19 protein-coding genes and 2 tRNA genes are annotated in these 22,264 nt (G+C 46.7%); 12 read left to right on the forward strand and 9 right to left on the reverse strand.

Translation table 11 applies throughout. From position 1 onward, the window contains the following. Positions 1 to 342 precede the first annotated feature (342 nt). Entirely contained in the window at positions 343 to 1,260 is a 918-nt protein-coding gene (locus JJU34_RS03385) for a sugar phosphate isomerase/epimerase (protein ID WP_228690921.1), read from the forward strand. Between the two features lie 13 nt (positions 1,261 to 1,273). Here the strand turns inward: JJU34_RS03385 and JJU34_RS03390 are convergent, their stop codons facing one another. Genes JJU34_RS03390 through JJU34_RS03400 form a run of 3 tightly spaced genes read right to left on the reverse strand, consistent with a single transcriptional unit; the run spans position 1,274 to position 5,343 of the window. After that, positions 1,274 to 2,191, reverse strand: a complete 918-nt coding sequence (locus tag JJU34_RS03390; protein WP_228690922.1) for a hypothetical protein — start codon at positions 2,189 to 2,191, stop codon at positions 1,274 to 1,276. A 60-nt stretch (positions 2,192 to 2,251) separates the two neighbouring features. Beyond that, positions 2,252 to 3,670, reverse strand: a complete 1,419-nt coding sequence (locus tag JJU34_RS03395; RefSeq protein WP_228690923.1) for an SLC13 family permease — start codon at positions 3,668 to 3,670, stop codon at positions 2,252 to 2,254. A 5-nt stretch (positions 3,671 to 3,675) separates the two neighbouring features. Then, on the reverse strand, positions 3,676 to 5,343 hold the full coding sequence (locus JJU34_RS03400; RefSeq protein WP_228690924.1) for a prolyl oligopeptidase family serine peptidase: 1,668 nt from the start codon (positions 5,341 to 5,343) through the stop codon (positions 3,676 to 3,678). A gap of 153 nt (positions 5,344 to 5,496) precedes the next feature. Between JJU34_RS03400 and JJU34_RS03405 the strand changes: the two genes are divergently transcribed. The 5 genes from JJU34_RS03405 (at position 5,497) to JJU34_RS03425 (ending at position 9,954) form a co-directional block, all read left to right on the forward strand. Next, positions 5,497 to 5,868 carry a cyanoglobin gene (locus tag JJU34_RS03405; protein WP_228690925.1) on the forward strand — a complete coding sequence of 124 codons (372 nt, stop codon included), beginning with the start codon at positions 5,497 to 5,499 and terminating at the stop codon, positions 5,866 to 5,868. Between the two features lie 167 nt (positions 5,869 to 6,035). Then, the gene (locus JJU34_RS21660) at positions 6,036 to 6,698 is read left to right on the forward strand and encodes a hypothetical protein (RefSeq protein ID WP_301005310.1); all 663 of its coding nucleotides are present in this window, start codon (positions 6,036 to 6,038) and stop codon (positions 6,696 to 6,698) included. 107 nt (positions 6,699 to 6,805) lie between these two features. Further along, a complete protein-coding gene (locus JJU34_RS03415; protein ID WP_228690926.1) occupies positions 6,806 to 7,381 on the forward strand; it encodes a TlpA disulfide reductase family protein in 576 nt (191 codons plus the stop codon). Positions 7,382 to 7,736: 355 nt separating this feature from the next. Then, a complete protein-coding gene (locus JJU34_RS03420; RefSeq protein WP_228690927.1) occupies positions 7,737 to 8,510 on the forward strand; it encodes a hypothetical protein in 774 nt (257 codons plus the stop codon). A gap of 130 nt (positions 8,511 to 8,640) precedes the next feature. Next, a complete protein-coding gene (locus tag JJU34_RS03425) occupies positions 8,641 to 9,954 on the forward strand; it encodes a hypothetical protein (RefSeq protein WP_228690928.1) in 1,314 nt (437 codons plus the stop codon). Position 9,955: 1 nt separating this feature from the next. Here the strand turns inward: JJU34_RS03425 and JJU34_RS03430 are convergent, their stop codons facing one another. Then, positions 9,956 to 10,204, reverse strand: coding sequence for a VF530 family protein (locus JJU34_RS03430; RefSeq protein ID WP_228690929.1), 249 nt, complete (start codon positions 10,202 to 10,204; stop codon positions 9,956 to 9,958). 147 nt (positions 10,205 to 10,351) lie between these two features. Here JJU34_RS03430 and JJU34_RS03435 point away from each other — a divergent pair, with 147 nt between their 5' ends. After that, positions 10,352 to 10,858, forward strand: a complete 507-nt coding sequence (locus JJU34_RS03435) for an N-acetyltransferase (protein ID WP_228690930.1) — start codon at positions 10,352 to 10,354, stop codon at positions 10,856 to 10,858. Here JJU34_RS03435 and JJU34_RS03440 read toward each other — a convergent pair. Then, complete coding sequence (locus tag JJU34_RS03440) at positions 10,855 to 11,286, reverse strand: response regulator (protein ID WP_228690931.1); 432 nt, start codon at positions 11,284 to 11,286, stop codon at positions 10,855 to 10,857. The two genes, JJU34_RS03435 and JJU34_RS03440, sit on opposite strands and share 4 nt — an antisense overlap. Positions 11,287 to 11,925: 639 nt before the next feature. On the opposite strand from JJU34_RS03440, the gene JJU34_RS03445 reads away from it, so the two are divergent. Next, the gene (locus JJU34_RS03445; protein WP_228690932.1) at positions 11,926 to 13,287 is read left to right on the forward strand and encodes an NTP transferase domain-containing protein; all 1,362 of its coding nucleotides are present in this window, start codon (positions 11,926 to 11,928) and stop codon (positions 13,285 to 13,287) included. Here JJU34_RS03445 and JJU34_RS03450 read toward each other — a convergent pair. Both JJU34_RS03450 and JJU34_RS03455 read right to left on the reverse strand, forming a co-directional pair. Next, complete coding sequence (locus JJU34_RS03450; RefSeq protein WP_228690933.1) at positions 13,193 to 14,176, reverse strand: MATE family efflux transporter; 984 nt, start codon at positions 14,174 to 14,176, stop codon at positions 13,193 to 13,195. The genes JJU34_RS03445 and JJU34_RS03450 overlap by 95 nt on opposite strands. A gap of 92 nt (positions 14,177 to 14,268) precedes the next feature. Then, positions 14,269 to 15,723, reverse strand: a complete 1,455-nt coding sequence (locus tag JJU34_RS03455) for a DUF294 nucleotidyltransferase-like domain-containing protein (protein WP_228690934.1) — start codon at positions 15,721 to 15,723, stop codon at positions 14,269 to 14,271. A 235-nt stretch (positions 15,724 to 15,958) separates the two neighbouring features. Here JJU34_RS03455 and JJU34_RS03460 point away from each other — a divergent pair. The 4 genes from JJU34_RS03460 to JJU34_RS03475 all read left to right on the forward strand — a co-directional run bounded on the left by JJU34_RS03460 (position 15,959) and on the right by JJU34_RS03475 (position 19,770). Further along, positions 15,959 to 16,035, forward strand: a tRNA-Arg gene (locus JJU34_RS03460). A gap of 77 nt (positions 16,036 to 16,112) precedes the next feature. After that, positions 16,113 to 16,185 (forward strand) — tRNA-Lys (locus tag JJU34_RS03465). 512 nt (positions 16,186 to 16,697) lie between these two features. Continuing rightward, complete coding sequence (locus JJU34_RS03470) at positions 16,698 to 18,836, forward strand: ATP-binding protein (RefSeq protein ID WP_228690935.1); 2,139 nt, start codon at positions 16,698 to 16,700, stop codon at positions 18,834 to 18,836. 274 nt (positions 18,837 to 19,110) lie between these two features. After that, positions 19,111 to 19,770: an MCP four helix bundle domain-containing protein gene (locus JJU34_RS03475; protein ID WP_228690936.1), complete on the forward strand. Its 660-nt coding sequence runs from the start codon at positions 19,111 to 19,113 to the stop codon at positions 19,768 to 19,770. Here JJU34_RS03475 and JJU34_RS03480 read toward each other — a convergent pair. After that, entirely contained in the window at positions 19,761 to 21,260 is a 1,500-nt protein-coding gene (locus JJU34_RS03480; protein ID WP_228690937.1) for a sodium:solute symporter, read from the reverse strand. The two genes, JJU34_RS03475 and JJU34_RS03480, sit on opposite strands and share 10 nt — an antisense overlap. 27 nt (positions 21,261 to 21,287) lie before the next feature. Next, entirely contained in the window at positions 21,288 to 22,208 is a 921-nt protein-coding gene (locus tag JJU34_RS03485; protein WP_228690938.1) for a dihydrodipicolinate synthase family protein, read from the reverse strand. Positions 22,209 to 22,264: the final 56 nt, after the last annotated feature.

Below are 22,264 nucleotides of genomic sequence, written 5' to 3' on the forward strand. Positions count from 1 at the left end.
TGCGTTCAAAGGTCAGAAAGAGCACAAGGTATTTCGCAGTTGAAGACAATTACCCCTCTTTACCGAAAAATCCTCCCCAAAAATATAGCAAGCATTCCATTTATTCAACAAGCATCAAACCAATGGAACCAGCATCTATCAACGCTGCTTTTCAATTCGTTCGACTGGACCAATATAGATAACGGAAATTGAATCCTCCAGACAGTATATAACCCCACGCCTTCGAAAATCAACTACCAATCATAACTTCCATTGGATTAATTTTCCAAATATCCTTCACTTAACTGCGTCTATCGTTTATCTTTAGGGGGTAGAAGTTTAGTACTACTCGAACACAAGCCGATGAATCAACGACGCAATATCCTAAAAGGTCTCACCCTATTGCCTGCCATGACCGTATTACCTCAGGTGTCAAAAGCATCCCCAAAAAGAAAAAGCAACTTCCGGTACTGTCTGAACACCAGCACCATTCGGGGACAGAATCCAGGCATCGTCAAATACATCGAAATAGCCGCCAAAGCCGGATACGACGGGATAGAGCTCTGGGTAGAAGACATCAAAAAGTTCGTTGATGAACAGGGAGCACCTGCTCTTCGCAAGCTACTGGAAACCAATCGAATCACAGCGGAAAATGCCATTGGCTTTGCTCCATGGATGGCGATGGACGAGGCGCGAAGTGCAGCCGGGTTCCAGCAAATGGAAGAAGAAATGAACATGCTTGCAGCCATTGGTTGTAGGCGAATCGCTGCTCCGGCCATTGGAAACGACGGACCGATTGATCTGCTTGCCGCGGGTGAAAAATACAAGCGCCTGCTCGTGCTGGGCAGAAAAACCGGTGTTAGACCCCAATTGGAGTTTTGGGGGGCCTTCAAGCCCTTTCACCATTTGGGACAAACTCTGGCGGTTGCCGCTGCAGCGAATGACCCAGATGCTCGAATACTTGCAGATGTATACCACCTCTTCCGCGGAGGGTCAGGCTACGACGGCTTAAAATTACTCAACGGTCAAGCAATCGAGATCTTTCACATGAACGACTACGTGGATTCCATTCCACGGGAACAGCAGGAGGATAAAGACCGCGTCTACCCCGGTGACGGGGCGGCACCGATGAAGCAGATTTTGACAGATCTTCGTAATATGGGAGGAGAAAAGGTGCTTTCCCTGGAACTGTTTAATCGGACTTACTGGGAACAAGACCCGATGGAGGTGGCCAAAACCGGACTTGCCAAAATGAAAGCGGCAGTCAAATCAATAGGCTAAACTATTTTCTCTATTAAGGGCAGTTTGGGCCATACCCGTTGGGATCACCTGCCGGAATCCGTAGGTACCTTCTTCCGTTGAGTAAGGTATGCTCCTCTGCGTTGGTGGTGAGCTCAAACTCCCATGTGTCGCCATCGGTAAATTGCAGGAGTAGCTTTGCGCCGCCCTGATTGGTAGCCGTAACCTCCCAAGTACCCGAACCGTTTCGTTTTCCAGATGATCCTCCAGACACTCCGCCCACATCGATGGACACAGAGGATTGAGAGGAATACTGAAAATCTCCATTCGGACATAGGTCTATCCGTGTTCGGGCGCTACTCCCGCCGGATAACCCGCTGGAATAAGATTCCAGGTAATGTAAGCTGCTTTGTGTCAACCTTTCTCTCCATGCTCCGACCAGGCCAACATCCACGGTATTTACCGTCGTAAACTCAAAACTACGGGCAAGTGTCACCGCGATCTCTTTAAAGGAATCACCAAAGGCGGAAGCATTCGTGGCTGCTAGGATATTGACGCCAAAGCCATCGCGGTGAAAAATCGCCATGCCATAAGCCTTGGCGGCATCTCCCTCGATTACTCCCTCAAAAATAGCTCCGAATAAGTTGGTGCCAATTTCCTCCACTCGCCCAATGGGGTGAAGCGAAATCACGTCCCCCTCCTGTATGCCCTGCGACATCTCCAGCTCAAGGTCCTCCACCGACTCATAGGAGTTCAGAGACAGGTAGATAAACCCGGCAACATCCTCGGACACCAACACCAATCCATCCTCTACCTCCTGACCCATCCACCTTTCCGGTATGGTAAAGGATATCCCGTATTCCTCGAGATCGACCCGGCCGCTGAGCTGGGCTTGCACCGAAAAATACATCAAGAAAAGCAACAAAGTCATTGCGATTCGTTGCCGACAGAAGTGGGTTATTTTGGATTTCATGTAGGGGCTGCCAAAGTGGAAGCAAAGATACACATTAACGGTTAATGGGTCATTATTTGGCTAGATGTAAAACAAAACCCATACCATCACCGTGAGAAATGCCAAGATAGGCCCTACAAATAAAAAAAACACGCCCCCCAACCTAAAATCCTTTTGCTCCACCAATCCGGTGCTATAGGAAATGGCATTTGATGGTGTTGAGACTGGTAGCAAGAGTGCGCAGGAACAGCTGATGGCCACCATTACAGGCACTGCAATACCATAGGACCCTGGTAAAGATGCCCCTAGTGGCACCAGAATTGACGCCGCAGCCGTGTTACTCATCACATTGGACACCAATACGGCAATGATACAAAAGATAATGGTCACTCCTATGATATGGATGGGCAAGTCGTTTACCTTTTCCATGACAATATCTGCCAAACCCACTTTTACCAATCCTATCCCCAAGGCCAAGCCCCCCGCAACCAACATCAAGGTATCCCAAGGCAGGGTGCGCACTTGATCGGCATGAATCACTTGGGTCATGGTTAGCAACACAATGGGGATGGCAGAAGTAGCGGCCACCGGTATTCCATGAAAGGGCTCTGTCAACCACATACCAATGGTAATCAACAAAGTAAAAATTACCGCATACCGCTTAGCGGGATCCACCTTTCCTTCCCTTTTGGGCAATTTCCCCAGATCCAGCACCACAGCAGAAAAATCGTAGCGCTTGCACAAGAACTTCCAAAACAGCCAAACCAAGAAAAGTCCTGTAGGAAAACCAACCGCCATCCACTCAATAAACGTAAGTGAAATGCCTTTCTCCTGCAGCGCACCTACTGCGATCGCATTGGGCGTGCTGCCGATAATAGTCCCTATACCTCCTACTGAGGCAGACGCGGGAATCGCAGTGAGCAGGGCTTTGGAATAAGGTGAAGCTTTTCCTAATAGGTGTACAAGGGGTATGATTGAAGAAACCATCATCGCGGTAGTAGCGGTGTTAGACATGACCATACTGGCGAGTGCTGTCATCATCATCAGGCCAAGCAGCAGTCTTTCCGGTTTGCTACCAAACTTCTTCACGGTGAAGCGAAACAACTGCCGATCCAGCTCCACCATACTCATCCCTTCTGCGAGGAAAAACCCTCCCAAAAGCAACCATATCACGTTGGAGGTCCAAGTGTCCAAAAACAACTCAGGGGAAGCCGACTTTTCAATCACATAATCGGTGCTAAAACCAACCAACATCATGGCAATAATAAAAATCCCAACTGCGAAGGGTGGGATGGCCTCTGTCACCCACAATCCGATGGCCAATACAGTGATAAAAAAAACGTAATTGACTTCTACCCCGTACTCCAATTGACTAAAAAAGGAGGTAACCAGTAGTGCAATCACAAAATTCCCTAAAAATGTCGACGTGTTGAAAATCCAATTCAACCGAAGTCTCCTGTACCACTTGATCGCTGCGTACCTGGAATCGCTATCTGGCATACTCTCTATTTTAGGGTGATTACCTCTATGTTTCTTAATTCATCCCTTTCGCGATCTGCGAACTGCCAACGGGTGTCGAAGAAACCCTCCGCCAACACCTCGTCGGGATTACCTTTGTAAACTTTAAAATCCTTAAATCCAGGAAGCTTTTGATGCACCTCACTGACAAAGGTAAATCCAGCAGGCCTACTTCCCCCCCACCAGGGCAATCCGGAATTGACCACCACGTACCTATCATTATGAGGATAAATGTACAACAACCCATGATCTGTATCAGCAGGATCCAGATGCACGGGCAACTGGTTCTCCATGTTTCGAATAATGGAATTGGTTTCCTTGAAACCAAACAAAATCAGGTTGCTGGAAGCCAGATCACTGGTCCGCACCTCCTTATCAGCCAAAATCCGGGGGAAAAACATAACTCTCCCAAGAAATTCACCCCGATAGGCCGACCAATTTGCCGCTTCGTAGGCCTGTAGTCGTCGGCGTTCCAGCTCCTCCGCCGAAGGGTTGTCCGCAGTGCCGTAAACATAGATGTGACGATCCGCGAAGCCGGCAAATACGGGCCCAGATTGTCCCGGCCGTTTGATTATTCCGCCGGCCTGTACCAGGCTTCCCACTCTCCAGGCAGATCCGTCTTTGTAAAAGGTCAGTTCAGAATCGGGCAAAACCCTTAGCCCCCTGCCATCTATGGAGATATTTAGTGGGAGATCGGTGTCAATAGCCGGGTGATCCTTGAGGTGCAGGGTAAACTCCAATACAGCTTTGGTGTCAACCGAAATCTTTTGCCCGGACTGAATGGATGCCTCGATGGAGGCCAGACTACCTGGCACAAGTTGATTTAGCGCTACCCAGTAGGCCCGGTGATGGGTCAGGGTATGTGTAGTGAACGAGACGGTTTCAGGAAACGGATTCCGCTTGTACTGCGAAAACCACTCAAAAATACGCCCTCCGGCATAGGCATTCACCCAGCTGTCATGCTTCACCCCCTCGTATTCTTCGGATAGCACCAATATGCCTTTCCGCTGCATTTCCTCTACCATGGCTCTTGTCCCTTCGATGGGTACCACCGGATCAGCATCTCCGTGAAAAAAATGTACCGGCAGGTGAAGCGCATTTCCGAGCAGATCAGCGGTGCCAGTAGGTGGTGCAGGGCATACCGGTGCGATGGCCGCCCAGATATCCGGTCGCGTCAAGCCTAGCCAGAGAGTGCCGCCCCCTCCCATGGAGAGGCCGGTAAGGTATATCCTATCACTATCGATGTGAAATCGCTCTTTTACGTCCTCCAGTACCGCATATACATCCTGCTCTACTATTCCCTGATAGCCAGCTGTTCCGCGGGCAAAAGGTGCCGCTACGATATAATCTACATCGTCCCACTCCGGAAAATATCGGCTGGCCTCCACGTCGGTTTCACCCTCTCCATTGCTTTTTCCGAATACACGTCTTAAGGCCAAACGGTGGTTGGATCCCGCTCCATGAAGCATGATTACCAGCGGGTAGGCCACATCCTCCTGAAAATTTGAGGGCAGATAAAGTGCATACGGCTGTTCGGTGTCATCTGCCACACTGTGGAAGGTCAGCACTTGGGGCCCGGATTTTAGCTTTTGGGCCAGCCCATCCCAACTCGCCGCCATGAAAACCAAAACGAGAATACGTACACATGCTTTCATATCCGTTGCAAATTAGTCCCAATTTGATCCTGGTGTTTCAAATTTCGTGAATTTAAGTTTAAGTTGAAACCCTCTCCCGTAGTAAATTGGATATAGTCCATTTAAATGTGTCGCATGAGGGCGATTTTCAGGAGGGTTTCCTAATTTTGCCCCATGAACGGGGAAATCACGATTTTCGAAGCACTGGGTAAAGAAAAAATAAAAATGCTGGCAGCGAACTTTTACATGGAGGTTGAAAAAGTAGAACAGCTGCGGAACCTGTATCCGAAAGACCTAAAACCTGCGGAAGAAAGACTCTTCTGGTTTTTACTACATGTATTTGGCGGTCCTTCACCCTATCTGGAAAAACGGGGACACCCTATGCTACGAAAGCGCCACTTCCAATGGCCGATAGATGGAAACATGCGCAATATATGGCTTAGCTGCATGTTTCGGGCGATCGACTCCGTCCCCATGGAACAAGAAACCAAAGATGCGCTATTAGCCTATTTCGTGAACGCTGCGAACCATCTGGTAAATAGGTGACAAACTGGGTTTTTTTCCTAAAAAAACCATTGCTTTTTCTGCATTAATTACCGATATTTCCTTTCTATTTTTAAAAGATTTTCAATTTGTATATTCAATATCCCCATCCTATTACAGGGGTGGAACATAAACCAGGTATTCACAATACGGCAAACTTCTTTCAGCTTATGAAGAATTTCAATCCCATCTTAGTAGCTGCAATCCTGCTTTTAGGAATCTGCAATGGCTGTTCTCTCTTTGAAGGCCCAGAAGGTGCCCAAGGAGAACGAGGTGTTCAAGGGGAACAAGGGCCGGTAGGACCGCAGGGCGAACAAGGGCCGCAAGGAGAAACTGGACCTCAGGGTGAAGCGGGCCCACAGGGTCCGAGAGGTGCACAGGGTCCGCAGGGACAACCCGGACCTCAAGGACCTCAAGGCGAACAGGGACCACAAGGGCCTCAAGGTGAACCCGGTGCTTTCAATGCTACTATTTACACCTACCCTTCCCACAACTTCAATACGTCCGCAAGCAGATTCATTGACATTCCGGGAATCGGGTCCCAAGTCAGTAACCTAATGTTTTTTGTGTACCTAGTAGATGTTAATACCAATCTCTATTACCCCCTACCAGGACCAGGCGCAGCGGCAACTAGTATGTATAGGGTTTGGTGGCTCCAAATAGGCACCGCTGCCAGTGTCCGTATTAACCGCTACTCTGGACCGGGAGAATCCTACGGACAAATTCGCATACTAACCATTCCAATTACCCAAGCCCCTGGCGCAAGGCAGGCCTTACCCGAGATAGATTTCACCAATTTTGAGGAAGTAAAAAACTACTACGGCTTCCACTGAGCACTATCAACAGTTCTCTGTAACGGATATCACAGTCTCTCGCCAGAAACAGGCGTATACTTGTCGTTGAATCGAAAATTATCTTTTTAACGTAAAGAAACCGAGTAATGGATTGGAAAAAAGAAGCAAAAAGCTGGGGCATCGTCTTAGGTACTTTCGCACTCCTGTATTTCACAGGATTGATCACACCGATCATGGGCGGACTACAGTCCTTGATACTTAGTACAGGACTCAAAAAACCTAAAGTCACCCTAGAAAACAAGGAGCAGCAGTCATTCGATTTTTCGGGACAGTTTCTGGACACTGATGGAGACCGGGTAGGTCTCTCGCAGTACCGAGGCAAAACACTTTTCATCAACCTGTGGGCAACTTGGTGCCCTCCCTGTAGGGCAGAGATGCCCCACATTTCGGAGCTATATAAAAAAGTCAGTGGAGACGATGTGGCATTTCTGATGATCGCTTTGGACGACGACTTTGAGAAAAGTAAAAAGTTCGTTTCAGAGAAAGGCTATGCGTTCCCCATTGTTCACGCTGCCTATGGTCTAAACCCCTCGCTGACCAGTCAGGCTATTCCTACCACCTTGGTTGTCAGTCCCGAGGGGAAGGTTGTCTTTTACCAAGAGGGCATGAGTAATTTCGACACAAAGGAATTCAGAGATTTTCTCACGGGTAAATTCGAATAATTTTCGAATTCTACCTGATTGGTCCATCCACCGAGGCTAGCAAGGAGGTTTGGTCTATTCTGTGGGAACTAGAAGGTAATCCTACAAGCCCTTAGGGGCGGCGAGCCGTCCAAAGAGGAAATCGATGGGCTGAAAACATAAGAGAATCGCTTTAAACCCTGCCCCATTTTGTTTTGCCAAACCACTTGGTACAGTTTTTGAATTCGCATGGTGATACTGTCAATCTGCTAGGGAACACCCCCACCAATACGGGGTAAGGAGCAAAGCCAAGTAGCGTATTTTGCTCTGCCGAGACTAGCAAACCAGACCCTTGTGACGGGGCGAGGTGCGACTTTCAACATACTATGAAAATCCGATGAACAAACCATTTCTATTGTTTATTCCCCTGCTAGCACTTGGTATCTTTGCCTGTGAAACAGACGACGATCCAAGACCTATTGATTCCGAAAATAACCGGGCAGTTTTTATTCTAATTGACGAAGAAAGTATCGATAACGGCAATGAGCCCAATAATTTTTCAGCGCAAGACGTTAACGATCAGTTGGCCGATGTGGGCCTTCGTACCACCCTTCGGTATTTTGAAAGCAACGTGGGCAGAGAAATCACACTGTACACCGGGCAGGTGGGTGACGAAGGATGGTTCGCCCTAAAAACCATCCCAACCTCTTGGATTGAGGCAGGCCCTACCGACAATGGGCTAAGAAACTACTTGGCCCCCGGACCTGGCTTAGGGGCTTCGGTGCCCGATGATGACCGCGAGGTCCTATTGGATGAAGTGCCCAACGTAACACCACTCCGTGCTACTGGTTTGGCAATGCTGGTAGGTCAGACGGTATTTGCGGTAGTGTACGACAGTGATATCAGCATCAATTATTCCCCGCTCGAAGGTAACTTACAGGGTGCCAACCTGGGCGTAGTTGCCTTTGATGTATTGGAAGTCCGTGAACGTACAGATGGCTCGTCCTCTTCCCTGCCGAGGGTTACCATTCGGATACAAGATGCCGATCGGGTTAGAGAGTTACCGCTACATCTATTCGTGAATGCACCTGTACCCAGTTCCTCCTCTGAACCCATGGATATACGTCCTCCATCGAGTGTACCTGCGTTAGAATTTTCCGATCCGAATTAGCCTACCTTCCTCTGGCTTCGTAAATCGGTATATCTGAAGTACAAAACGCACAAAAAAAGTACCCTTGATATCCTAGGAATAGCCTTATTGCCTGAAAATCCGGTAATGTCTGTACTGTCATCACCTTCCTATGCATGTACTAACGCGAATTTCCAGATTTTTGATAACCCTTTCAAAATGGCTGTTGCTTATCGTCTTCCTCGCAACAGCCTATTATTTGACACCTTCACTTTGGAACCGGTGGGTAGTTTACCCACGCTTGGACCGGGAAATCGAGGCACTCAAACAGCAATACCGTCAACCTCCACAGATAATTTCCCTTCCTAGCTATCAGGGTGCATTGCATGCCCACACCTATTGGTCGCACGACAGCCGCGGTGTACTGGATGAAATTTTGCCGGCCGCAAAAGAGGCTAAGCTTGACTTCGTTTTTTTTTCCGATCACAAACGGCATGCGTTGGATTCTTTTCCCCGATCCATACGAGGTTTCCATGACGGGATCCTTTTTGAGCCGGGTACAGAGTCTAACCTCCTGATGGTCTCTCCACTTAGAGAGACTGTGTTGGACTGGGGAAGCCACCAAGATTCCCTGATTAAAGAGATTACCGAAAATGGCGGCCTAGTCCTGTACTTACATACCGAACAGGATCACGACTGGGGAAACCCCCATTATCAAGGGATGGAAATCTACAACATACACACTGACCTACTTGATGAGAAGGGCCTGTTCCCTTTTTTGCTAAACAGCGCCGTTAACGGAAGAAATCACAAACACTGGACCTATCGGGAAATATTTGACGAGCAGACCGATATCTTGGCTCTTTGGGACTCCCTGAACCAACACCGAAAGATTATCGGATACGGCGCCCCGGACGTACATAATAATCAAAGCCTTCGTGCCCGATACTTGGAAGATGGAAACGTAGAATGGGTAGGACCAAATGCCAAAACCATCCGTGTAGCGACTCCCGGTTGGAAAGAAAAATGGCTGCTGGGCGAGCCCGATTTGGCCGGTTGGTCATTCAAATGGGAGTTGGACACCTATTTTCACTCCTTTAAGTACGTACAAACCCATGTTTTCGCCCAAGAACTTAGCAGCCGCGCAATCAAGGAAGGCCTGGAGGCTGGTAACGCATTTGTATCCTTTGAAAGCCTACTGGAAGCAACAGGCTTTCAATACGTTGCTGTTGGAAAAGACCTGGGAATTGCAGGAATCATGGGAGATTCCATTCCCTTGGGCCAGGTTTCCCAGCTTAGAGCGGTTTCTCCTTACCCGGTACATTTTCAACTTGTTAAAAACGGTGAACTAATTGACAGCAGTGAAAGCAGTTACCAGTATGAACAGAGCATATCAGAACCAGGTAATTACCGTATAGTCTGCCGCATCACACTAAATGGAAACTCCGTGCCCTGGGTGTACACCAACCCACTATATGTCTATTGACCTAGTTTCGTTTACGTGTCTTAAGCGAGTACAAATAGAGGTCTTCGACCTTCTTTCTGGCCCATTCCGTCTTCCGAAGGAACTTTAGGCTGGATTGTATCGAGGGATCGTGCGTGAAGCAGCGTATCTGTATTCGTTGCCCCAGGCCCTCCCACCCGTATACCTCCAGAAGGTGCTCCACAATTGCCTTTAACGTGATACCATGCAGTGGATTATTGGCCTGCTCTTGGGGTGCTTTCGGATTTTCCATATCCAAAATTAACAAAAAATGCAGCGCTAAAGCCTACGCTCCGGCCCAAGGTGAAAAAATGCGCCAAATCCCCTCGTGAGCCACACCGATTACGTATTTTTGAGGCAAAGGTTGACCGATCATCATACAAAAATAACAGGTACGAAAATGCAGCGCATTCGAACAGCCACGTTGGCAGATATCCCCTCTATTCAGTCCATCGCACACAGGACCTGGCCGGTGACATTTGATAAGATCCTTTCTCCAGATCAAATTACGTATATGCTGGAGATGATGTATGGAAGGGAAACGCTCGCCGAACTAATCAAAGCAAAACAAACCATTTTTCTACTCGGCTTGGACGAGACCCAAACTCCCGTCGGCTTTGCTGCCTATGAATGTCGATGTAAAGGCAAAAAAAACACCAAAATCAACAAGTTATATGTACTCCCAAGCGCACAAGGCCTCGGCGTGGGTCGCGCACTTTGCAGCGAAATCAGCCTAAGGGCATTAGTAGCCGGCGACGAAAGCCTCACCCTAAATGTGAACAAATTCAACCAGCCTGCGATGGCATTCTACCAAAAAGCCGGTTTCCAAGTAGTCGCAGAGGAGACAATACCCATCGGCAAAGGCTATCTGATGGAAGACTTTGTGATGGAAAAACCCCTAATTTAATGTCGGGACGGCAGTCGGGCTAAATTCAACCAGAAATCCTCTACCAGCTCCATCACCCGATTCAAGTCGTTTTCTGAACTCGACTTGGTTACATAACTGCTAGCATAGTTTTGATAGGCCGCCAGTACATCCTCCGGTGCAGACGAAGTCGTCAACATGATTACCGGGATATGCCTAAGCGCATCATGAGATTTAATAAACCGCAACACTTCGTGCCCGCTTTTTTTGGGCAGATTGATATCCAACAAGATCAAGTCAGGTAGATTTCTTGGCGTAAGCTGAACCAGTTCCGAAAGGTATTCTACCGCAAGCTGACCATCTCGTTGATTTACCAACTTTACAGGAACCGACAAATTTTCCAACGCCTCAGAAACCATGAAGATATCTCCCTCATTATCCTCGACTAATAAAATATTAAGCTCATTCATCGTTCACCAAATATATGAATAATAAAGAGTATATACACTCAAAAAGCAACTAATATTATTAGTAAATCTAAATTTAAGCAAATTATTTAATAGAAAAACAATTCTCTTGAGGTTTTTAAAACGAAATATTAAGTTTCTCCTAAGGCGAACATTCCTAAAACCAAATATAAATCAGCAAGTTAAATTATCTCTCCAGTCTCACTCGCGCAGAAAAAAGTTCACCATTTAAAAAGGGCTTAAAAATCATCCCGTTATATGACATTTATCACCAATTGAAGGACGTCCCACGACCTATCTTTGCCGTATAATAAGGTGAAGACAAAAAAGAACAGATGCCCGAAAGGGTTTAAAACATAAAAAATGCCGAGCGGCGGTACACTCCGTCGGGAGGCGACTCAGGTAATTAAAGTTGGTTAGGTTTGTAGAGGAAAGGCTCCGGTCTATTGGCCGGGGCTTTTTTTTGTTTATTCATCTGGAAAAATATAGGAATATCCTTTTATCTTTACTTTTAGCGCACGAAATGTTAATCCAAAAAAGGTATGATCCGAATGGCTTTTTCTCTGATTTTGGTGATCTATTTTTTCGATCCAATTAGGAGACAGCAAGCTTTGAAGATTACTAGAAAAATCTGAAACTCCTATGCCTACCGCCCTAATTCTAACCGCTGGAAAAGGTACCAAAATATGGCCTTACGATACTTACCGCCCAAAATGCCTTCTGCCGATCGCCAACCAACCCCTCCTGGTGCACCAAGTAAACACACTGAAAGAATTGGGGATGACACGGATTATCGTTGCTACCCATAGAGATAGCCCAACCATTATGCAGCTCTTCATCAGAGACCCGACGGTGGAAGTACACCCGGTAGGTGAAACTAGCGGAACAGCGGAGAGCCTAGCGAAAGCCTTTCCCAAGGAGGAAGAAGAACCGGTCTTGGTTATCTATGGGGATTGCTGGATCGACAGGGTTGATCTGGCACAACTACTGGGGGTGGGAACAGCCGCCGCGTTGCTTACCAAACATGTAGAGCCCTCGCGCAACCACATCGGCGCTTGCATCCAAGACGGCTTTTTAAGCTATGTGGCTGCGCATTCCCGGGACAAAACCACCCACCACTTTTTGGCATTTTTGCTGCATGCTGACTATCTTCCTTTTATTTTGACCGCGCCATCCCGATTTCCTCAGGTAGACGTAGGCATGATGGCACCTAAAGAAAACTTTCTGGAAGCAGGCCTAATCCAAATGCTTGATGCGGGCGTTCCCGTTAAAGCGATGGAAGCCCAACGCTTTGCAATGGATATCGACAAACCTTGGCACTTGCTAGAGGCTAACCGGACGGTTGCCCGTCAGCGTTGCCGGGAGATTTTGACAAACACTTTACTCGATGGAGCAGTCATTGATCCCACTGCCAGCATACAAGGAAAGGTCCGGCTGGGAAAAAACTCCAAAATAGGCAGGCAGGTGATCGTCGAAGGCAACCTGTGGGTGGGCGACAATACCATCATAGACAACGGAGCCTTTATCCGCGGCGAGTCGGTCATCGGTGATCAGTGCGAGATCGGCTACGGCTGCTACATCGATACGGAAAGTGTCGTAGGAAACCGGTGCAAGGTACTGCATGGCGCAGAGCTCTCGGGTGTGATTTTCCCGAATGTATATTTATACCACTACATGGAAATTGCCGGTATGGTGGGAGAAAATTCAGACATCGGCGCGGGTACGGTTTGCGGATCTCTGCGCTTTGACGATGCCCTCAGCACGCAGCGAGTAAAAGGACGACGGGAATTCCTTACAAACCCAGATTGGGCAAATGCCTGTTATATTGGTGATCAGTGCCGAACAGGGGTCAATTCGATTTTGCTCCCAGGTGTTAAAATGGGAAGTGAAAGCATCCTTGGCCCGGGAGTCATCCTTTCGGAAGATCTGGAATCCGGTAAGCTGCTCCTTTTGAAACAGGAACTGCTGAAAAAAGACTGGAATACCGACAAATACGGATGGTAGCTACTAGAGCGCCCCTTCTCCTTTTTTCAAGTAGAAATAGGAAATAGCTGCTGCCCCGGTATCTGCCAAAGGAAAGGCATACCATACCCCTTCCAACCCAAAGGCCATTCAGAACAATAGCAAGTACGCTTACGGTGCCCTGTCTGGCGAGTGTCACCGAACCCAGAGAGGTTATTTCCCGCATGATCTGAAAATTAGGCTTCAGGTACTTGAATGAAATCTGCATGGAGGATTTCCCATACACGAAAAACCAAAGTGTATAACCCGCACTGGCCATATAAGATAGGGTAGTCGCCCATGCAGCCCCAGCTAGTCCCATATCTAGGACAACGATAAAAATGGGGTCTAGCACGATATTGTATACAGCGGGAACAATCAACGTGTACATGGCCACCTTTGGGTATCCCTCGGCACGAATTACATTATTGCTCATCATGGCCCAGGCCAAAAACGGAACCCCGTACAACGTGATGGTGAAAAATTCTTTGGCAGCAGTAAGCACGTCTCCCTTGCCCCCGAAAAGCTGTACGATCGGCTCTTGAAAATACATTCCAAACGCCACCACGAGCACTCCCAGGAATAACGTCATGCCCAGTTGATTCCCGAAGGTGCTATAGGCCTTTTCGGTGTTTCTATCTCCAAAAGCACGGGAAATGATAGAGGCACCCCCAACACCAATCGCCATTCCTATACTGGATATCAAGAACGAAATGGGCAACACGACCGTAATCGCCGCAATAGCCAGAGAACCCACAAATCGACCTACAAAAATAGTATCCACAATCCCGTAGATGGATAGAACCAATATCCCCACTGCAGCCGGAACCGCCTGTTGAAACAACAGCGAACCAATGGGATCTGACCCGAATTGCGTATTCCTTTCCTTCATACGAATACCTGACGAAGCAAACGATCGTCTTAGTTTGAACAGCGAAGCTAGTAAATTATGAGCGGGTAGGAAATCAAAATAGTCCCAACGGTTTAAAAGGACTTGGTAAATTCAATCTTAATTCTTAATTGAAGGTCTCCAATCACCTTGAAGATCTCCTTGATGGTCACCTGCTGTACCTTTGTTAGCCCGGAAATTTCAATGTAATTCTGCGGATCCCTTCCTTCTTTGATGATCTGTGCCGCCTGACACTCCAACCTCAACGCCATCAGGTAATAATAGGCATTATACCATTCCGTGTAGGTTTTGCCGTCGATGACTCCCTTCTCCTGGAGCAGCTTCAATCGCTTTCCCGTATTGGTCTCAAAGATCCCTTCACTAAGTGCATAGATCCGAATGGCCTCTACCATGGGACTCATTGCCCGCTTAATGTCAAACACCTCAGCTCTGCCTACTTTAAACGTCTTTATATTGTTAAACCAAGTGAGCTGAGGGTTAAACTGAAGCGCATTAAGCGTCATGTTGTAGAAAAAACGCTCAAGGGGGTTTTCTAGTTGCTCGGCCATAAACGCTTTCAGATCCTCCAATAGCGAAAACTCACCGTATAGTGGGCGACAATCGAAAAACAACGCGTACTTCATCACGGTCTCGGGAGAGGACTCCAAAAACCAACCCTCATAATTTTTCTTCCAATGCGACAGCGAATGGGTCCATTTGGGATTCTGGGCCATATAACCTCCCTGACAAAAGGCAAACCCAATAAAATCCAGTCGCAAGGAAAGCTCCTTGGCAAACCCCAAAAAATAGTCCCTCACGATTTCCCGCTGCAAGTTCCCCTTGTCTTCGTAAATGATGGCATTATCTTGGTCGGTTTTCAACGTCTGCTCCATCCTCCCCTCGCTACCTACCGTAAAAAAGACGAACTTCGCTGGAGGGGGACCGATTTCCTTGAGCACATTCTCGATCACCCGTATGATAATGGTGTCGGCTATGGTGGAAATGATTTGATTGACTATCTCTGCCCTTACTCCGCGTTGGATCAGCTTGAACACAATCTTTGGAACCTTTTCCCACTTCCTTTTTAACTCCTCTTTGTAGACTGCCTGCTTGACAGACTGAATAAACAGAAAGGGAGACTTGGACGGCTCAGTGAGAATTTTGTTTCTGCTGATTAGCCCCACGTAGCCGCCGGCATGTCGGACCAACAGGTAACGAGTCTTTGTTCTGAACATCAACAAGAGCGCTTCATAGACGTAGCTTTCATGATCTATAGCCACCAGGTTGCGGTCCATCACCTCACCTGCGGGGATCGCTGGAGGCAGATTCATGGCTAAGACGCGGTCACGAAGGGTGATGTCTGTGATAAACCCCGAGAGTTCTTGCGTGCCCTTACCTATAAATACACAACTAATTTTTTCCGAAGCCATGTGCCTGGCCACCTCGTGTACCGGCATTTCAGACGGAAATACCCGCAATTCGCGGAGACGCAATTCACTGATCTTCTTGGAATAAAAATCGTCTATTCCGGGTGAGGTACTATGGGACATGTGCAGGAAATAAAACATCAAATTAATCACTTACTGTCCAAAAATCAATTTAAAATATGCTTTTTTATTTAAAGTATTGGTATTTAAAAAATCTTATTTTACCTTTGCAACACCTTTCGAAAAAGGGGTTATTTTGGGTGCGAATATCTCTGATTTACCCCTAAAGCATCTACAAATACCGGCTGCTGTATAGAATTTTGAAAAGTAAAAAGCCTTTATTTGTTCAGAGAATCAGGGTCCTGTAGCTCAACTGGATAGAGCAACTGCCTTCTAAGCAGTAGGTTTCAGGTTCGAGTCCTGACAGGATCACCATAAAATGCCGGAACGCCGGCTATGTTAGGTAGTGAAAGGCACCAGAAACCGATCCCATCGGTTTTTCTATTTTATATGATTCCGTAGCTCAGCTGGTAGAGCATAACACTTTTAATGTTAGGGTCCTGGGTTCGAGCCCCAGCGGGATCACTTTAAGTTACGTCGGAGAGAACTGTTCTAAGTAGGGCAGTTCTTTCGTGTTTTACAGTAAACAACCAGGATATGGAAATAGGTACCGGTAAAAACACCAAAACCAAGAAATCCTACCTACTAGATAAACAAACGCAAATCCCTTTTTCTATATTAGCTTACTTAGCCTTTTTAAAGATTTTTTAGTAAATTTGAACAGAACAAAAAGCACACTATTAAGGAATTGCGGTGTGTTTCTACTTCAAAAAATACTTTATATAACCTTACCAAAAATTAGATTTATTTAATTTCATACAGATAATTGCCTGATAATTACAAATACACCTGTTCACACACCTGAATCAGTAGTATCGTAACTTACGATTTTTAAATGAAATGAAAGATATTCTTAATGATATCTTCATAAATCTGTAAAAAAAAAAACGAATGATCAGCCAAAACTCGCTAAATTGCAAGGACCTATTGCGAGTGATCAGTGCTGAAGAGGATTTTGCGCAAATTTCAAGTATCAAATGCTGATAGACAAATTAGACCAATTTTTTTTTCACCAAGAAGCAAAGCCTTCGGCTGCTTTGGCTGTTTTTTGTGGTCTAAGCATAGCCTTTTTGACCGTATTCCTACCCCCCTTTGCATACACCCAAACCGAAACTGCAACACAGCTTAGGCAGCAGTTGAAAGTCCTAGAGAAGGCTACTTCCACTGAAAAGGCTGACCTGCTAAATCGACTTTCGCAAGAGCTATATAACTATTATCCCGACTCCACACGCCATTATGCCTTTGCCGCATTGTCACTCAGTAAATCCATTGGCTATCAAATTGGGATCATTGATGCTTATAGAAACCTAGGTGGCTTTTACAATCGAGTCTCCAAATACGACAGTGCACGTTTCTATTTGGACATGGGACTTCTGGTGAACAAGGACGTGGACTACCCCAAAGGACAAGCAAACCTTTTGTCCACAAAAGCCCGCACCTTTGAAGACCTAGGATATTATTCCTCTTCGGTAGAATATTACCTACGGGCTTTACGAATCAAAGAAGAAAACGAGCTGACATCGGAACTACCAAGCACCCTAAACAATCTGGGCCTGCTTGCTTCAGTGATTGGAGAAAATGAAAGAGCTCTGGCTTTTTTTCAACGTGCGCTACAGATACGGGAGCAACTGGGACAAACCGAAAACCTTGAGTCCCTACTTACCAATATTGCATTGGTGTACAAAGGCCAAAAAAAATACGATGAAGCTTCTAAGCTGCTAGAGAATTTAAAGGAGGCTGCAGAAAAATCCAACAACAATTATCTTCTTTCTATTGTACATCATAATTTAGGTCAAATTGCTATTGCCGAAGAAGATTTCCCTGCAAGTATCGAGCACTTCAAGGTGTCGTTGGAATTGGACCGGGAAATGGAAGACTACGAGGGTATCAGTGCAGATTTGGTAGGTTTGGCACGGGCACATTTAGGCATGTCAAATACGAACCAAGCCTTTCCCTACCTGCAAGAAGCACTTTATATAGCTGAAAGTAACGATATCCGTCTCCGACAAGGTGAAATACACGAACTAATCAGCCAGGTATACGAGCTGCGCAACGAGGGCATGCAGGCCCTGCACCACTACAAACTATTCAAAGAATTCTATGTCTCGGCGTTTAATTCCGATTCCTTGAGAGTTCGTAAAGACTTGGAAGAACGATACAAACTCGAAAGAGAAGAAGCCGATTTCATGCAACAGCAACGAGAGCGGGAGTTAGCCAGAAATAACGAAACCGCTCGAGTAGTCAGAAACGGGATCATTGCGCTTTTGATCATGATGACTCTTGCGTTGGCCGTGTCGGTGCGATCCGTCAAAATCCACCGTAAAGCACGATTACAGGTAACCAAACAAAAGGACGAACTGGAAAGGCTATACCAAGAGACCACCGCACAAAAGGAAAAAATAGAGACCATTGCCAAAAACCTAGAAGAAGTAAATAAAACAAAGGATAAATTGTTTTCGATTGTTAGCCACGACCTCCGAAGTCCTATCAACTCGCTCAACAGCCTGATGCAATACACGCTGGATGAAAACCTCTCCCAGGATGAGTTTTTACAGGTCTCCCACAAACTTAAACACGAGGTGGAGCACGTGCATTTCACCCTGCTCAATCTACTACAATGGGCCAAAACCCAAATGAAAGGAATCACTACAGAGCCTTCTGAGATCCAGATTAACGATTTGATTACGGATAATTTGGATCTCTATCGACCGATTGCCCAAAGCAAATTGATCCACATTGACAACCAAATACCCCCTCAAACAACGTGTTGGGCCGATAAAGACCAGATCAATCTGGTCATCCGAAATCTGCTTAACAATGCCTTAAAATTCACCCATAAAGGCGGAAAAGTGACCATCATCAGAGAAGAAGACGCGCCCAATAGCTGGAGGTTTTCGGTAAAGGACACTGGCATAGGTATGGACACAGATACCCTTCAGAAGTTATTTAAGCCAAATTTTCAAAACAAACGATACGGCACCGCAGGAGAAAAAGGCACCGGCCTAGGACTCATACTCGTGAAGGATTTTTTGGAGAAAAATCGCGGAGAACTTTCTGTAGAAAGTAAGCTGGGTGTCGGAAGTACCTTTAGCTTTACCCTACCGAAAAGGAAATAAAGGGTTCTTTCATGGATATCATTCATTTCGTATAAATATTTTTATATATTGTCCACAGAATTAGCCGTCGGCTTATACTGCCTTGATTTGAGATAGGGCCTGTAGGAAAGGCATGGAACAAGCGAGACACGGGGACAAATCGTTATCGCTGAAAAACAATTATAGACACATGAAATCGAGCATGACGTAGCCGTCACACATTGGAATGCCCCGATAGCTATCGGGGCAAACATGCGAGATTCCATCTGACCTTTGAAAAACAAAAAATAAACACATGAAAGAAAGTGCATTTATTCGGTTTAAAATAAAAATGGCCATTGCGTTGAGTGCGGTCCTTTTTTTGATCTTTATCAAAAGTATCATTGACAAACAGAACGTCGCTGAACTGGAAGAGGCATTTATATCTGTGTATGACGACAGGCTAGTCGTTCAAGAACACATTTTTTCTATTACGGAGATGGTTTTTCGGATGCGACTGCTTGTGTCTGAGTGTGCATCGATGGAAGAATACTTGGCTGTAAAAGATGAAGTGATCGACTACCATAACCGAATATTGTCTGTAATCGAAGACTTTGAAACCACCAAATTGACTCCCAAAGAAGCTGAGTACTTGGCTGAATTCAAAGACCTGATTACCAATAAACTGGAAATCCAAACCTACTTTGACACCGACCAAACTGCAAACCATGATTTCGAAGTCTCTGTGGACCGCTTCAACGCGGATTTTGAAAGGGTCTTGACCGACCTGAGAGAGCTCTCAAACATCCAACTGGAAGAGGGTGCTAAACTGACCGTTAGGTCTTATGAAATCAAAGCCCGATCAGATATTTGGTTAAATTTTGAGTACGCCGTGTTGTTTATCCTCCTGGTGCTGATCGTTATCCTGGCATTTACCTCGAAATCGATCAAGAAAAAAAGCAAAACTCATTCCTGAACCTTGCTTTTTCTATGCGCCAATGCGGTTCCCAAAAATCCAACCAGGAAAATAACCACGGTTCCAAACACTATGGTGAGGTTGGCATGAAAAGGACTTCGAAACGATACCCAGCCGCTTCCATCGGAAATAAGTGGTGATAGGCTCATCCATCCGATAATCAGAACACCCAACGCCACGCCAATCGCTGCATATTTTTGTCGGATGTTCTTACCTACATAGGCGAGCAGAAACAGCCCCAAAATACCTCCACTGAAGATTGCCGAAAGAGCCCACCAAGCATCTAGGGCACTCGTCACGCCGTTAAAGGCAAGGGCCACCAGGATACTTAGTAATCCCATGATCAATGAGGCCACCACTAACGTGGTTACTTCTCCTTTTTCACTGACCTGAGGGTTCAGGTATTTTTTGACATGGTCTGTAAGGATCACAGTTGCCGAGCTGTTTACGCTGGTAGACACGGTACTCATCCCCGCGGCAAAAATTGAAGCTATCAGCAATCCGGTCATACCTTTTGGTAGACCGTTCACGATAAAATAAGGAAAAATCTTATCCGCATTTTCACTCGCAGAAAGATCCCCCGGAAGCATGTCTGGCACCGCCTGATAATAGGCAAACAACGCAGTACCGATAAAAAAAAACAGCAGGGAAACCGGCACATACAGCAAACTGCCCATGAGGGTGGACTTAACTGCCTCGGCTTCGTTTTTTGCACTCAAATAGCGCTGCACGTAATTTTGGTCGACGCCAAAATTCTGTACATTTATAAATAGACCATAAATAAGAATCAACCAAAACGTGGATTCGGAAAAGCTAAGCCGGAAACTCCCCAGACTGAATTTCTCCTGCGCCTTGGCAATTTCGAATACCTGACCCGGACCCTCTGGCATGGAAAATAGCAGGATACCCGCACAGGCAAGGGCACCGGTAATCAGGATGATCCCCTGAATGGCATCCGTCCAAATTACCGCCTCAAACCCGCCCATGATGGAATAAATAAGCACGCTAATGCCCGTAACCACGATAATGACAGGTATACTCCACCCAAACAGGGCATTCATGGGGAGTGCCAGCAGGTACATAATAGCTCCCATTCTGGCTAGCTGCGTCAGCAGGTAACAAATGGACGCATACACCCTGGCCCAAGATCCAAATTTCGTTTCCAGGAAATAGTACGCCGAGGGGCTTTTGATGCCCCGATACAAAGGCACGAAAAATTTTACTGCCAACCAGGCAGCAAAAGGAATGGACAAACTGAATACAAAGCCGTTCCAGTTGCTCAGGTATGCATTTCCCGGTAGTGCTAGGAAGCTGATACTACTGACAAAGGTGGCAAAAATAGACATGCCGATTGCCCAAGAGGGTAGTTTGCCACCTCCGGTAATGAAATCGTTTGCAGAACGCTTTTTGTAATAAAACGATGCCCCAAAGAGCACAATCGCAAGCATGTAAATCAAAAATACGGCTAAATCAATCAGTGGTAAATCCATTCCTATTCCCTGCTGTTTTTGTGTCGTTTATACTCCTTCTATGCTCTTCAAATTTAACTCGAGTTTTTCCATCTCTGCAGGCCCAAAGGCTGTGTGAGGCGCAGCCAGTACATTTTGGCAGAGTCCCAGCAAAGACATAGCTCCTTTAAGCCCCTTTAGGTAACTGGACCCGTAGGTTCCTAGGGCATACACTTTCTCCGACACCTCCATCACCTTTGACTGAAGGCGCAGCATGGTCTCCCTGTCGTTTGCCTTGGCTGCATGATAAAGGTCCACATACAACCTCGGGAACATATTTGCCCCGCCACTGACACCCCCATGTGCTCCCATAAGCACGGAGGAGGCCATCATCTCCTCGGGTCCCACGAAAATCGAAAACTCCGGCTGATCCCTGAAAGCATAGATCAGCGCATGCAAGTACCCAGCGTTCGCCGAACTGTCCTTAAAGCCCACCACGTTGGAGTGCTTGGCCAGTTGCACCACGGTATCCAGGCTAATCATGGTCTTGGTGTGCGAAGGCATATTATACAGAAAGAGCGGTAACGAAAGCCTGTCTGCCAGGCGCTCAAAGTAGGTCACCAATTCTGGTTGGGATAGACCAAAATAATACGGCGGCGCAGCGACTACGGCCGCGGCACCCGCCTGCTTGGCAAAATCGGTCAAAGCGACGCTTTCATCCGGAGCCGTATCGGTGATCCCAACCAATACGGGCACCTGCCCAGACACCAAGGTACAGACAGCCGATATAAGCTGACGCCGGAGTTCATAGGAGAGACTGGTGCATTCCCCGGTAGTACCCAACACAAATAGACCGTGAACACCCGCGTCCAACATCCTATTGACGAGTTTCTTCAGCGCAACTAGGTCAAGGGTTTGATCGTCCAGAAGTGGGGTCGCCAAGGGAGGCACAATCCCTTCCAAAGGCATGGTAAATGATTTTTCAGACATGAATATGTAGTAGAATAATGATGGATAGATTCATTTAAATCGCCGTAAATTTCTCC

Origin of the sequence: Lunatimonas sp. (genome assembly GCF_020832325.1) — a bacterium.
Classification (GTDB): domain Bacteria; phylum Bacteroidota; class Bacteroidia; order Cytophagales; family Cyclobacteriaceae; genus Lunatimonas.